This window comes from Herbidospora sp. RD11066 (genome assembly GCF_054661255.1).
The window spans coordinates 1,404,666-1,419,512 of the sequence record NZ_BAAGDO010000001.1; the positions used below are offsets into that span (position 1 = coordinate 1,404,666).

The window sequence follows — 14,847 nt, forward strand, 5'->3', positions numbered from 1 at the left end:
ATTCGGGGAAACCCCTGCCGATCGGTGTTCTCGCAGGTGGAGGACGGGTTCGGTAGGGGTGCCCAGGGGTTGTTGGCCCGATATATCGCCACATAGCGTTGCGAACGAAATTCGCGAATTGGCGATAGGTGTGAAAAGCACAAATGCCGACTACCTGGGCCGGACACTCTTACGGGGTGGCATCGAATGGCGAATGAAGAGACCCTCCGCGAGTACCTCAAACTGGCCATGGCCGATCTCCAGCAGACCCGGCATCGCCTGAGGGAGCTGGAGACCGACGCGACCGAACCCATCGCGATCGTCGGCATGAGCTGCCGCTTCGCGGGCGGCGTGCGCACCCCCGAGGACCTCTGGCGGCTGCTCGCCGAGGGCGGCGACGCCGTCGGCGGCTTCCCCGCCGACCGTGGCTGGGATCTCGAGTCCCTGTACGACCCCGATCCCGACCGCCCCGGGACCAGCTACACCCGGGAAGGCGGATTCCTGACCGGCGCCGGAGACTTCGACGCCGGTCTGTTCGGCATCTCGCCCCGCGAAGCGCTCGCCATGGACCCGCAGCAGCGGCTCCTGCTGGAGACCTCCTGGGAGGTCCTGGAGCGCGGCGGCATCGACCCCCTGTCGCTGAAGGGCACCCAGACCGGCGTGTTCATCGGCACCAACGGCCAGGACTACGCCGGCCTGCTGGTCGCCTCCGAGGAGCCGGTCGGCGGCTTCGTCTCCACCGGCAACGCCGCCAGCGTCGTCTCGGGCCGCATCAGCTACGCCTTCGGCCTGGAGGGCCCGGCCGTCACCGTCGACACGGCGTGTTCGGCCTCCCTTGTGGCGCTGCACCTGGCCGTCCGGTCGCTGCGCTCGCGGGAATGTTCGGCCGCCATCGCGGGCGGCATCACGATCATGTCGACGCCCGGCGCCTTCGTGGAGTTCTCCCGCCAGCGCGGCCTGGCCGAAGACGGCCGCTGCAAGGCCTTCGCCGCCGCCGCCGACGGCACCGGCTGGGGCGAGGGCGTCGGCATGCTCCTGCTGATGCGCCTCTCGGACGCCCAGCGCCTCGGCCACGAGGTCCTCGCCGTCGTCAGGGGCTCGGCTGTCAACCAGGACGGCGCCTCCAACGGCCTCACCGCCCCCAACGGCCTGTCCCAGCAGCGCGTGATCCTCCGCGCCCTCGCCGACGCCCACCTGACCACGGCCGACGTGGACGCGGTCGAGGCCCACGGCACCGGCACGACGCTGGGCGACCCGATCGAGGCCCAAGCGCTTCTCGCCACCTACGGCCAGGACCGGACGGAACCCCTCAAACTCGGCTCCGTCAAGTCGAACCTCGGCCACACCCAGGCGGCGGCCGGCGTGGCGGGAGTCATCAAGATGGTCCTGGCCCTCCGCCACGACCTCCTCCCCAAGACCCTTCACGTCGACGCCCCCACTCCTCACGTCGACTGGACGACCGGCGCGGTCGAACTCCTCGCCGACGCCCAGCCCTGGCCCAAGGGCGACCGCCCCCGCAGAGCGGGCATCTCGTCCTTCGGCGTCAGCGGCACCAACGCCCACACGATCATCGAAGAGGCCCCCGCGCCCGAGGCAGCCTCAGGGCAGCCCGAGAAGCCGGGCGGGCCCCGGCCCACCACGCCGTGGGTCATTTCGGGTAAGACCGCCGGCGCGCTGCAGGCGCAGGCCGGTCGCCTTCGTGACGTCACGGCTGCTCCTGAGGACGTGGCCTTCTCCCTGCTGACCACCCGGGCCACGCTGGAGCACCGCGCGGTTGTGTTCGACTCGGCCGCTCTCAGTGCCCTTGCCGAGGGCGAGCCGGCGCCCGGCCTTGTCAAGGGGCTCGCGTCTCCCACTGCCGATCGGGTCGCGTTCGTCTTTCCCGGTCAGGGTTCTCAGTGGGTCGGTATGGCGGCCGAACTGATGGACACCTCGCCCGTTTTCGCCGCGCGGATGGAGGAGTGCGCCGCGGCCCTTCGGCCGCACGTCGGCTGGGACCTCGTCGAGGTCGCCCGGGGTGGCGAGCTGGAGCGGGTCGATGTGGTGCAGCCGGTGCTCTGGGCGGTGATGGTCTCGCTGGCGGAGGTGTGGCGGCATCACGGGGTCGAGCCGTCGGCCGTCGTCGGGCACTCCCAGGGCGAGATCGCCGCCGCCTGCGTCGCGGGCGCGTTGAGCGTCGAGGACGCCGCCGCCGTCGTGGCCCTCCGGAGCAGGGCGATCCTGGCGCTGGCCGGGCGCGGCGGGATGATGTCGGTCGCGCTGCCCGCCGCCGAACTCGACCTGGACGACCGCCTCTCGATCGCCGCGATCAACGGGCCCTCGTCGGTCGTCGTCTCGGGTGATGTGGATGCCATCGAAGAACTCCGCGCTTCCACAACGGCGAGAACCCGCGTCATCCCGGTCGACTACGCCAGCCACTCGCACCACGTCGAAGAGATCCACGACGAACTCGTCCGGCTGCTGGCCGACATCGCGCCGCGCAGCAGCGAGGTCCCGTTCTTCTCCACGGTCACTGCGACCTGGCTCGACACCACCACGATGGATGCCGAGTACTGGTACCGGAACCTCCGCAACACCGTCCGCCTGGAAGAGGTCACCCGGGCCCTCGCCGACCAGGGGTTCGGCACGTTCGTCGAGGTCAGCCCGCACCCCGGACTCACCTCCGCCATTCAGGACACCGCCGACAACGCCACCGTCGTCGGCACGCTGCGCCGCGGCGAGGGCGGCCCGGCCCGGTTCCTGACCTCGCTCGCCGAAGTCCACGTGGCGGGGACCACCGTCGACTGGAAGATCACCGGCACCCGGGTCGCGCTGCCGACGTACCCGTTCCAGCAGGAACGTTTCTGGCCCCGCCCGCCCGCCGGCACCGGCGACGTCACCGCAGCCGGACTCGCCGCGCCCGGCCACCCGCTCCTGGGTGCCGCGGCACCTCTGGCCGACTCCGGTGGGTTCCTGTTCACCGGGCGGATCAGCCTGCGCACCCACCCCTGGCTGGCCGACCACGCCGTCGACGGCACCGTCCTGCTCCCCGGCACCGCCTTCGTCGAGATGGCGCTGCGCGCGGGGGACGAGACCGGCTGCGCCCTCGTCGAAGACCTCACCCTTGAGGCCCCGCTGACCCTGACCGGCCAGGAGTCGGTCACCGTCCAGGTCGCGGTCACCTCCGGCCGGTCGATCACGATCCACTCCCGGCGCGGCGACGACGACCCGTGGACCCGCCACGCCACCGGCACCCTGGCCCCCGCCGCTTCGGCAGGGGAGGGGCTGGAGACCTGGCCGGTGGGCGAACCCGTCCAGCTGGAAGGCTTTTACGAGGCGCTGGCCGAGACCGGATTCGCCTACGGACCGGCGTTCCAGGGCCTCAAGCGGGCCTGGCGCGACGGCGCCGACCTCTACGCCGAGATCGCCCTCCCACCGGCCCCCGGCTTCGGCATCCACCCGGCCCTGCTCGACGCCGCCCTCCACACCGGGTTCCTCCGCCAGGACGGCGCCCCGGGCCTGCCGTTCGCCTGGTCGGACGTCGCCCTGCACGCCACCGGCGCCACCGAACTGCGCGTCCGCCTCACCCCGACGGGCCCCTCCACGGTCACTCTCACCATCGCCGACCCGACCGGCGCCCCGGTCGCCACCATCGGCGCCCTGACCTCCCGCGCCCCCGAGAAGGCCACCACCCACCACGACGCCTTCTACACGCTGACCTGGCAGCCGGTGACCCCGACGACCGAAGCGCCGGACCACACGGTGGTCCGCTTCGCCCCGGAACCCGCCGGCGACCTGGCCCGAGCGGCCCGCCAGGCCACCGCCCGAGCGCTGGAACACCTCCAGGCCGACACCGAGGGCGTCGTCGTCTTCGTCACCTCGGGAGCGGTGGGCGTCGGCGAGGAGGACGTCCACGATCTGGCGAACTCCCCCATCTGGGGCCTGGTCAGGTCGGCTCAATCGGAGACGCCGGGGCGCTTCGTCCTGGTCGACACCGACGACGAAACACTGATCGCCGAAGCGGTCGCGACCGGCGAACCGCAGGTCGTGGTGCGCGACGGAGAGTTCCTCGCCCCCCGCCTCGCCCGCGCCCCGCTCCCCGAGACGGCCCCCGAGTTCTCCGGCACCGTCCTGGTCACCGGCGGCACCGGCACCCTCGGCGGGCTCGTCGCCAGGCACCTCGTCACCGCCCATGGCGTGACAAGCCTGGTCCTGGTCAGCCGCACCGGGCAGGCCCCCGATCTCCTCGCGGAGCTCACCGCCCTGGGTGCCGAGGCCGTGATCGAGGCCTGCGATGTCACCGACCGCGCCCAACTGGCGGAGGTCTTCGAAAGACACGACATCGGCGCGGTCGTCCACACGGCGGGCGCGCTCGACGACGGGGTCGTCGCCTCGCTCACTCCCGAGCGGCTGGACGCCGTGTTCGCGCCCAAGGTCGACGCCGTCGTGCACCTGCACGAGCTCACCGACGCCCCGCTGATCCTCTTCTCGGCCGCCGCCGGGATCCTCGGCGGGCCGGGGCAGGGCAACTACGCCGCCGCGAACGCCTTCACCGACGCCCTGGCCCGCCACCGCCGCCACCACGGCAAGCCGGCGACCGCGCTGGCCTGGGGTTTCTGGGCCGAGCGCAGCGGGCTGACCGGCCACCTCGACGACGCCCAGGTCGGCCGCATGGGCCGTTCCGGGGTGGCGCCGCTCTCCTCCGCCGAAGGGCTGGCGCTGTTCGACGCCGGTGTGGCCTCGGGTGAGCCGCTGATCGTGCCGGTCCGGCTCGACCTCGCGGCGGTGCGGCGGTCGGGGCAGGTGCCGCCGCTGCTGCGCGGGCTCGTCCGGGCGCCCGCCAGGCGGGTCGCCGAGAGCGCGGGGGCCGAGTCGTTCGCCGACCGGCTGGCCGCCGCCCCTGACCGGGAGCGCTACCTGCTCGACCTCGTCGCGGCGCAGGTCGCGACCGTGCTCGGGTACGCCACCCCCGAAGCCCTCGACACCACCCGGGCCTTCAAGGAACTCGGCTTCGACTCCCTCACGGCGGTCGACCTGCGCAACCGGCTGGGCGCCGCCACCGGGCTCAAGCTTCCGGCCACGCTCGTGTTCGACTACCCGAACCCCGAGGCGCTGGCCGCGCACCTGTCGAGCCGCTTCTCCGGCACCACGGCGACCGTCAGGAAGCGGACCGCCGTCGCCGACGAGCCGGTCGCGATCGTCGGCATCGGCTGCCGCTACCCCGGTGGAGTGCGCTCGCCCGAGGACCTCTGGCGGCTCGTCTCCGAGGGCGTCGACGCCGTCTCCGCCTTCCCCGCCGACCGGGGCTGGGACCTCGAGGCCTTGTACGACCCCGACCCCGACCACCCCGGCACCAGCTACGCCCGCGAGGGCGGCTTCCTCGACGGCGTGGCCGACTTCGACGCCTCCTTCTTCGGCATCTCCCCGCGTGAGGCCCTCGCGATGGACCCGCAGCAGCGCCTGCTGCTGGAGACCTCGTGGGAGGCGTTCGAGCGGGCCGGCATCCGCCCCGAGACCGTCAGGGGCAGCCTGACCGGCGTGTTCGCCGGGGTCATGTACCACGACTACGCCTCGCACCTCATCGCCGGCGGCGACGACCTGACCGAGCTGGAGGGCTACCTCGGCAACGGCAGCGCGGGCAGCGTCGCGTCGGGGCGGGTCGCCTATTCGTTCGGCCTGGAGGGCCCGGCCGTCACGGTCGACACCGCGTGTTCGTCGTCGCTGGTCGCGCTGCACCTGGCCGCCCAGGCGCTGCGCAACGGCGAGTGCGACCTGGCCCTCGCGGGCGGCGTGACCGTCTTGGCCACGCCGGGCCTGTTCACCGAGTTCAGCAAGCAGCGCGGCCTGGCCGCCGACGGCCGCTCGAAGGCGTTCGCCGCCGCCGCCGACGGCGCCGGGTTCGCCGAGGGGGCGGGCATGCTCCTGCTGGAGCGCGTCTCCGACGCCCGCCGCCACGGTCACCCGATCCTCGCCCTGATCAAGGGCTCCGCCGTCAACCAGGACGGCGCCTCCAACGGCCTGACCGCCCCCAACGGCCCGTCCCAGCAGCGCGTCATCCGCCAGGCCCTGGCCGGGGCGGGCCTGACCCCGCAGGACGTCGACGCCATCGAGGCCCACGGCACCGGCACGACGTTGGGCGACCCGATCGAGGCCCAGGCCCTCCTCGCCACGTATGGCCAGGACCGCGACGAACCCGCACGGCTGGGCTCCATCAAGTCGAACATCGGCCACACCCAGGCCGCGGCGGGCGTCGCCGGTGTCATCAAGATGACCATGGCCCTCCGCCACGGCCTGCTCCCGAAGACCCTCCACGTCGACGCACCCTCACCCCACGTCGACTGGACCGAAGGCGCTGTCGAACTCCTCACCGAGCCCCTCCCGTGGCCCGCCGGAACCCGCCCCCGCCGCGCGGCCATCTCGTCGTTCGGCGTCAGCGGCACCAACGCCCACACCATCATCGAAGAGGCCCCCGCCCCCAAGCCCAGCCGAGCCCCCAAGCCGGAGCCTCGCGGGGCGGGTGGCCCGGAGCTCCACCAGGCCTCTGAAGCGTCTGCCGGCTCGGCCATCGACCCGGTGCGCCCGGCCGTCTGGCCCGTTTCGGCCAAGTCGGGACCGGCCGTCGATGCCCAGCTTGCCCGGCTCCGCGAGGCCGTTGACGCAACCACCTCTCCGCACGACATCGCCGCCTCCCTGATCGAGACCCGGTCGGTCTTCGACCACCGCGCCGTGCTCGTGGGCGCGACGACCACAGACCTGCTCGCCGCCACCCCGATCAAGGGAAACGTGGTCCCGGGCGGCGACCGCGTCGTGATGGTCTTCCCCGGCCAGGGTTCCCAGTGGATCGGCATGGCGGCCGAGCTGATGGACACCGCCCCGGTCTTCGCCGCGCGCCTCAACGAATGCGCCGCCGCATTGCGCCCCCACGTCGACTGGGACCTCATCGAAACCGCCCGGAGCGGCGAGCTCGACCGGGTCGACGTGGTCCAGCCGGTGCTCTGGGCCGTGATGGTCTCGCTGGCCGAACTCTGGCGCTCCTACGGCGTGGAACCCGCCGCCGTCATCGGCCACTCCCAAGGTGAGATCGCGGCGGCCTGCGTCGCGGGCGCCCTCAGCATCGACGACGCCGCAGCGGTCGTGGCCCTCCGCAGCAAGGCGATCCTGGCGTTGGCCGGTCGCGGCGGCATGATGTCGGTCGCGCTGCCCGCCGCCGAACTCGACCTAGGCGACCGCCTCTCGATCGCCGCCATCAACGGCCCCTCGTCAGTCGTCGTCTCCGGCGATGTGGACGCCATCGAAGAGCTCCGGGCGAACACAGAAGCCCGCACCCGCGTCATCCCGGTCGACTACGCCAGCCACTCGCACCACGTCGAAGAGATCCACGACGACCTGATCCGCTTATTGGCCGAAATCTCGCCCCAGAACAGCCACGTCCCGTTCTTCTCCACGGTCACCGGCGACTGGCTCGACACGACCACGATGACCGGCGACTACTGGTACCGGAACCTCCGCAACACCGTCCGCCTGGAGGAGGCCACCAGGGCCCTCGTCGACCAGGGCTACGGCTCGTTCGTCGAGGTCAGCCCGCACCCCGGCCTCACGTTCGGCATCCAGGAAACCCTCGACGCCATGGAGTCGAGCGCCGCCGTGGCCGGCACCCTGCGAAGGGGCGAGGGCGGCCTGGACCGCTTCCTCGCCTCGGTCGCCGAGGCCCACGTCAAGGGCGCACGCGTCGACTGGAAGATCACCGGCAACCGCGTCGACCTGCCCACCTACGCCTTCCAGGGACAGCGCTTCTGGCCCGCCCCTGCCGAACCGGCCCCCGCGACCGCCGGGGACACCGCCTTCTGGCTGGCCGTCGACGACGGCTCCCTGGACCTCGGCGTCTCCCAAGAGGCCCTGGACGAGGTCCTCCCGGCGCTCACCGCCTGGCGCCGCTCCCGCGACGAACTCGCCGTCCTCGACGGCTGGCGCTACACGATCACCTGGAAGCCCGTGCAGGTCAGCGGTGCTCCGACGGGCCGTTGGCAGGTCCCCGAGACGCTCCCGCTGGACCTTCCCACCGAGGGCGACCTCGAAGGCGTGATCCTGCACAACCCCTCGCTGGAGGAGCTGCTGGCGGCCGTAAAGAACCCGGAGGCGAAGACCTGGGTCGTCACCTCGGGCGCGGTCTCCACCGGAAAGGCCGACAGGGTCGACCACCCCGAGCGGGCCCAGCTCTGGGGCCTGGGCGGAGTCGCCGCGCTGGAGCTCCCCGAGAGCTGGGGCGGCCTGATCGACGTACCGGAGGAACTGGACGACCGAGCGGCGGCCCGCTTGGTCGCGGTCCTGGCCGGAGACGAAGACCAGGTGGCGATCCGCGCAGGCGGGGTGTTCGCCCGGCGCCTGGTCCACGCCCCGAAGCCGGCGAGTACCGGAAGCTGGACCCCGCGCGGCACCGTCCTGATCACCGGGGGAACCGGCGCGCTCGGCGCGCACGCCGCCCGCTGGCTGGCCCGCAACGGCGCCGAGCACCTGATCCTCGTGTCGAGAAGGGGCCCCGACGCCCCGGGCGCGGCCGAACTCGCGGAAGAACTCTCCGCGACGGTGGTCGCCTGCGACCTCTCCGACCGCCGGGCGGTCGAGCAACTGGTCGCGGAACACGCGATCGACGCCGTCGTCCACACCGCCGGAGTCGGCCAGCGGACCTCGCTCGCCGACACCACCCCCGAGGAACTGCGCGAGGTCGTCGCCGCCAAGGTCGACGGCGCCCGCCACCTGCACGAACTCCTCCCGAACCTGGACGCCTTCATCCTCTACTCGTCCAACTCCGGAGTCTGGGGCGGGGGAGGCCAGGGCGCCTACGCCGCAGCGAACGCCTACCTCGACGCCCTCGCCCACCACCGCCGCGCGAGCGGCGCCAAGGCCACCTCGGTCGCGTGGGGCGCCTGGGCCGGAGACGGCCTCGCGTCCGGCGACGCGGGCGACCACCTGCGCCGGCGCGGCCTGCGCCCGATGGACCCGGCCCTGGCCATCGCCGCGTTGCAGCAGGTCATGGACGCCGACGACACCTTCATGGCCGTCGCCGACGTCGACTGGGACCGGTTCGTCCCCGGCTACGTCGCCGAACGCGCCCGCCCCCTCATCGCCGACCTGACCGAAGCGCGACGCATCCTCGACGAGGAGACCGGCCCCGCCGAGGAGGTCTCCGGCCTGGCCCGCCGCCTGGCCGCGCTCACCGGCACCGAACGCCGCCGCGCGCTGCTCACCCTCGTCAGGGAGCAGGCCGCCGGGGTGCTCGGCCACGCCGACGCGACGACGGTCGACGCCCGCCGGGCCTTCCGCGAGATCGGCTTCGACTCGCTGACCGCCGTCGAACTGCGCGACCGCCTGAAGACCGCGACCGGCCTGCGCCTCCCGGCCAGCCTCGTGTTCGACCACCCGAACCCGGCCGCCCTGGCCGACCACCTGGAACGCGAACTGGTCGGCGTGTCCGCGGAGACGGGCCAGGCCCAGGCCGCGTCCACGAGCGACGAGCCGATCGCCATCGTCGCGATGGCCTGCCGTTATCCGGGCGGCGTGCGGACCCCGGAGGACCTCTGGAAACTCCTGTCCGACGGGACCGACGCCATCGGCGCCTTCCCCGCCGACCGGGGCTGGAACGTGGACGCGCTCTACGACGCCGACCCGGACAGCAGCGGGACGACGTACACGAAAAAGGGCGGTTTCCTGCACGACGCGGGCGGCTTCGACCCGGGCTTCTTCGGCATCTCGCCGCGCGAGGCCCTCGCGATGGACCCGCAGCAGCGCATCCTCCTCGAAGCGTCGTGGGAGGTCGTCGAGCGGGCCGGCATCGACCCGGCGACCCTGCGCGGCACCCCCGCCGGGGTGTTCGTCGGCGCCTCGACCCAGGGCTACGGCACCGGACTCGAAGCCGCGCCGGAGGGCGCGGAGGGATACTTCCTCACGGGCAGCGCGACGGCGGTGGTGTCGGGACGGGTGGCGTACACCCTCGGTCTGGAAGGGCCCGCCATCACCGTCGACACGGCCTGCTCCTCGTCGCTGGTGGCCCTGCACCTGGCGGTCCAGTCGCTCCGCAACGGCGAGTGCACCCTGGCGCTCGCGGGCGGCGTGACCGTCATGGCGACGCCGGGCGCGTTCATCGAGTTCTCCCGCCAGCGCGGCCTGGCCGCCGACGGCCGCTGCAAGGCCTTCTCGGCCGACGCCGACGGCACCGGCTGGGGCGAGGGCGTCGGCCTCCTGCTCCTGGAGCGCCTGTCCGACGCGAAGGCGAACGGGCACCGCGTGCTCGCCGTGGTCAGGGGCTCGGCCGTCAACCAAGACGGCGCCTCCAACGGCCTGTCGGCCCCCAACGGCCCGTCGCAGCAGCGGGTGATCCGCCAGGCGCTCGCCAACGCCGGCCTCACCACCAAGGACGTCGACGTCGTCGAGGCCCACGGCACCGGCACCCGACTGGGCGACCCGATCGAAGCCCAGGCGCTCCTCGCCACCTACGGCCAGGACCGCGACACCCCGCTCTACCTGGGCTCGGTCAAGTCGAACATCGGCCACACCCAGTCGGCCTCCGGCGTCGCCGGGGTGATCAAGATGGTCCTCTCGCTCGACCACGACGTCATCCCGCGCACCCTCCACGCCGCCGAGCCCACCCCCCACGTCGACTGGACCGCCGGGTCCGTCGAACTCCTCGCCGATCCCACGCCGTGGCCGTCATCCGACCGCCCGCGCCGGGCCGCGGTGTCGTCGTTCGGCGTCAGCGGCACCAACGCCCACGTGGTCATCGAGCAGGCCCCCGCCGCCGTGGCGCGGCGGGAGGATCCCGCCGCGTTCGTGCCCTGGTTGCTGTCCGCGCGTACCGCCGAGGCCCTCAAAGCAGGTGTTGTACGGCTTCGCGAACACATCGGCGCCACGACCCCGCTGACAGGTCTGGCACACACCCTCGCCACCACCCGCACCGTCTTCGAACACCGCGCCGCGATCACCGGCTCGACCCGCGACGACCTGCTGACCGGCCTCGACGCGATCCTCGCGGGCCACCATCCGCTCCAGGGCGTCGTGCGCAGCGACCCGGCGACGGTGTTCCTGTTCACCGGGCAGGGCTCGCAGCGGGCGGGGATGGGCTCCGGCCTGTATTCCAGGTATCCCGTTTTCGCCGACGCCTTCGACGCGGTCTGCGCCCGCTTCGACCTCGACCGTCCCCTGCACGACGTCATCGCCACGGGGGAGGGCCTCGACGACACCGCCTACGCCCAGCCCGCGATCTTCGCGCTGGAGGTGGCGCTGTTCCGCCTGCTGGAGTCGTGGGGCGTGACCCCCGATGCGGTGGCCGGACACTCGGTCGGCGAACTGGCCGCCGCGCACTGCGCCGGGATCCTCTCGCTCGACGACGCGTGCGCACTGGTCACGGCACGGGCGTCGCTGATGGCCGCGCTGCCTTCCGGGGGCGCGATGGTGGCTCTCCAGGTTCCTCCTGGGGAAATTTCACCCGATGTCGACATAGCGGCCATCAACGGACCGACGTCGGTGGTCATCTCCGGACCTGAAGACGCAGTACTGGCCGAGGCGGCGCGCTTCCCCACCAGCAAGCGGCTCAAGGTCTCGCACGCCTTCCACTCGCAGCTGATGGACCCGATGCTGGACGACTTCCGCCGCGCCATCGCCGGGCTCACCTTCAACGAGCCGGTCATCCCGTTCGAGGGTGGGCGGGACGCCGACTACTGGGTCCGGCACGTGCGCGACACGGTCAGGTTCCACGACACGCTGACCCGGCACGCCGGGGCGGTCTTCGTGGAGATCGGCCCCGACGCGGCGCTCACCGCGATGGCCGACGCGCCGGTCATCCCGACCCTGACCCGCAGCGTCCCCGAGACCGAAGCACTGATCACGGCCCTGGCCACGCTGCACGTGCGGGGCGTCGCCGTCGACTGGGCGCAGGTCATCCCTTCGGGCGCCGACGTCGACGCGCCGACGTACCCGTTCCAGCGGGAGACGTACTGGATGAAGGCCGCCCCCGGCACCGCCGCCGGAGCCGCCGGCCTCGGCATCGGCGCCGCCGGACACCCGTTGCTCGGCGCGGCCGTGCCCCTGGCGGGCGGGGACGGCTTCGTCTACACCGGCCGCCTGGCTCTGGCGACCCATCCGTGGCTGGCCGACCACGCGGTCATGGGTGTCGTGCTGCTTCCCGGGACCGCGTTCGTCGAACTCGCTTTGACGGCGGGCTCCCCGGCCGGTTGCGACCGGCTGGAGGAACTGACCCTGGAGGCGCCGCTCATCCTGCCGGACCAGGGCGGAGTCCAACTCCAGATCGTCGTCGGCGAACCCGACGCCGTGGGGCACCGCCCGGTGACGATCCACTCCCGCCCCGAGGGCGACGAGCCGTGGGTCCGCCACGCGAGCGGCCGGTTGTCCGTGGCGACTGCCGTTCCGGCGGAGTTCGAGGTCTGGCCCCCCGCCGGAGCGGTCTCCGCGCCGGTCGACGACCTCTACGACCGCCTGGCCGAATCGGGCTTCCCCTACGGCCCCGCCTTCCAGGGCGTCGTGGCCGCCTGGACCCGCGATGACGAGGTCTTCGCCGAGGTCTCCCTGCCGTCGGCGGAGTCCGGCTTCGGCCTCCACCCCGCCGTCCTGGACGCCGCCCTCCACAGCGGCCGCCTGGCCCCCGGCGCCGAGTCCGACGAGCCGGGCCTCCCGTTCTCGTGGACCGGCGTCGAACTCCACGCGTCCGGCGCGACGGAGGTCCGGGTCCGGCTGACCGGCTCGGGAACCATCAGCCTCGACCTGACCGACCTGACAGGCCGCCCGGTCGCGACAGTGGAGGGCTTCACCTCCCGCCCGGTCAACGGGGAGCGGCTGCGCGCGGCGGGAGCCCGCAACGACTCGTTGTTCCAGGTCGACTGGACCCCGATAACCGTCACCCCGGCATCTCCGGGCCACTGGACGACCCTCGGCGACATCGGCCTTGAGCTACCTATCTGGAACCTGACGCCCAACGAGCTATCCGGAATCGTGCCTGGCCTGGGCTCCAACGCACTGGTTGATGCAGTGTCCGACATGGTGCCTGGCGGGCTGTCTGACCGGATGTCTGACGAAGTTCCCGGCGGAACGTCTGGCGCGGTGCCCGATGTGGTTTTCGCGCCGATCGTTCCTTCGGGCGACGTCGTCTCCGCCACCCATCGCGCGGTCATCGAGGCGCTGGACTTGGCGCAGATGTGGGTCGGGGACACCCGATACGTGTCGTCGCGATTGGTGGTGGTGACGCGAGGTGCCGTACACGACCAGAACCCGGACCCCGCCGGCGCCGCAGTGTGGGGCCTGATCCGCTCCGCTCAAGCGGAACATCCGGGACGTTTCGTCCTGGTGGATGTAGGCGGTACTGGGACTGGTGCCCCGCCGCCGAGTGCCTCCTCGGCCGAAGGCGCGCTGTTCGTCGGCGAGTCGGCCATTGGCGCCGTGTCTGATGGCGGGGTGTTCGGCGGACCGCTGGCCGATGGTGTGTTGTCCGCTCTGGCTGCCGTTGTGGCCTCGGGGGAGGCGCAGGCGGCGATTCGTGGCGGTGCGGTGTTCGTGCCCAGGTTGGCGCGGATGGTCGTCGAGGAGGTTCAGCCGGTCGACTTCTCCGGGCCCGTCCTGGTCACGGGCGCTACCGGAACGCTCGGCGGGCATGTCGCGCGGTATCTGGTCACGGCCCACGGGGCCGGTGAGCTGGTGCTGCTTTCGCGTCGGGGGATCGACGCGCCTGGCGCGGCCGAGCTGGTGGCCGAGCTCGAAGGGCTGGGCGCCCGGGTGAGCGTGAAGGCCGCCGACGCCGCCGACAGGGATGCGCTGGCCGCCGCGCTCGACGGGGTCGCGATCGGCGCGGTCGTGCACGTCGCGGGGGTGGTCGACGACGGGATCGTCGAGTCGCTCACGCCCGAGCGGCTGGCCACCGTGATGCGGCCCAAGGTCGACGCCGCGTGGAACCTCCACGAGCTCGCCGGAGACGGCGCGTTCGTGCTGTTCTCCTCCGCCTCCGGCATCTTCGGTGCCCCCGGCCAGGGCAACTACGCCGCCGCGAACTCCTTCCTCGACGCGCTCGCCCAGCATCGCCGCTCGATCGGCCGCCACGCCACCTCGCTCGCCTGGGGCATGTGGGCCGACCGCAGCGCGATGACCGGCGACCTGCTCCAGGCCGACCTGATCCGCATCACCCGTTCCGGCGTCGGCGCGCTGTCCACGGAGGAGGGGCTGGCGCTGTTCGACACCGCCGTCGCCTCCGGGCACGCCGCCGCGGCGCCGATGCGGCTCGACCTCACCTCGCTCCACGCGCAGGCCCGCGCCGGCGCGCTGCCGCCGCTGCTGCGCGGGCTGGTCCGGGCTCCGGCCCGGCCCGCCGCCGCCCCGGCGGCTCCGGAACTCCCGGCCCGGCTGGCGGGGCTCGACCCCGACGGGCGCGCGCGGGTCCTGCTCGATCTGGTCTGTACGCACGTCGCCGGTGTCCTCGGGCACTCCTCTGGCGCCGCCGTCGACCCCGAGCGCGGCTTCACCGAACTGGGCTTCGACTCGCTGACGGCGGTCGAGCTCCGCAACCGCATCAACGCGGTCACCGGGCTGGCCCTGCCCGCCACGACCGTCTTCGACTATCCGACCCCGGACGCCCTGGCCCGCCACCTGGACGCCGGGCTCCCCCGTGACGGTGAGACCGCCCCGCCCGCCCACGCCGAGCTCGACCGGCTGGACACCCTGCTCGACGGCCTCCGGCCGGACGACCGGGAGCGGGCCTACCTCACCGGACGTCTGCGCGGCCTGCTGGCCAAACTGAGCGACCCCCGCAGTGCCGCCGAGCTGGACACGGCCACGGCGGACGAACTCTTCGACCTGCTCGACAACGAGCTCGGAGTCTCCTGAGATGGTGACGTC

At 72.9% G+C, this 14,847-nt stretch carries 1 protein-coding gene; it reads left to right on the top strand.

What is annotated here, in order from left to right; translation table 11 throughout:
- Window positions 1-186: 186 nt before the first annotated feature.
- Complete coding sequence (locus tag ACYQ78_RS05995; protein ID WP_459799658.1) at window positions 187-14,835, top strand: SDR family NAD(P)-dependent oxidoreductase; 14,649 nt, start codon at window positions 187-189, stop codon at window positions 14,833-14,835.
- Window positions 14,836-14,847: the final 12 nt, after the last annotated feature.

Excerpts from the sequence above, each read along its gene's own strand:
- ACYQ78_RS05995 (WP_459799658.1), top strand. The coding sequence starts at position 187 with ATGGCGAATGAAGAGACCCTCCGCGAGTACCTCAAACTGGCCATGGCC.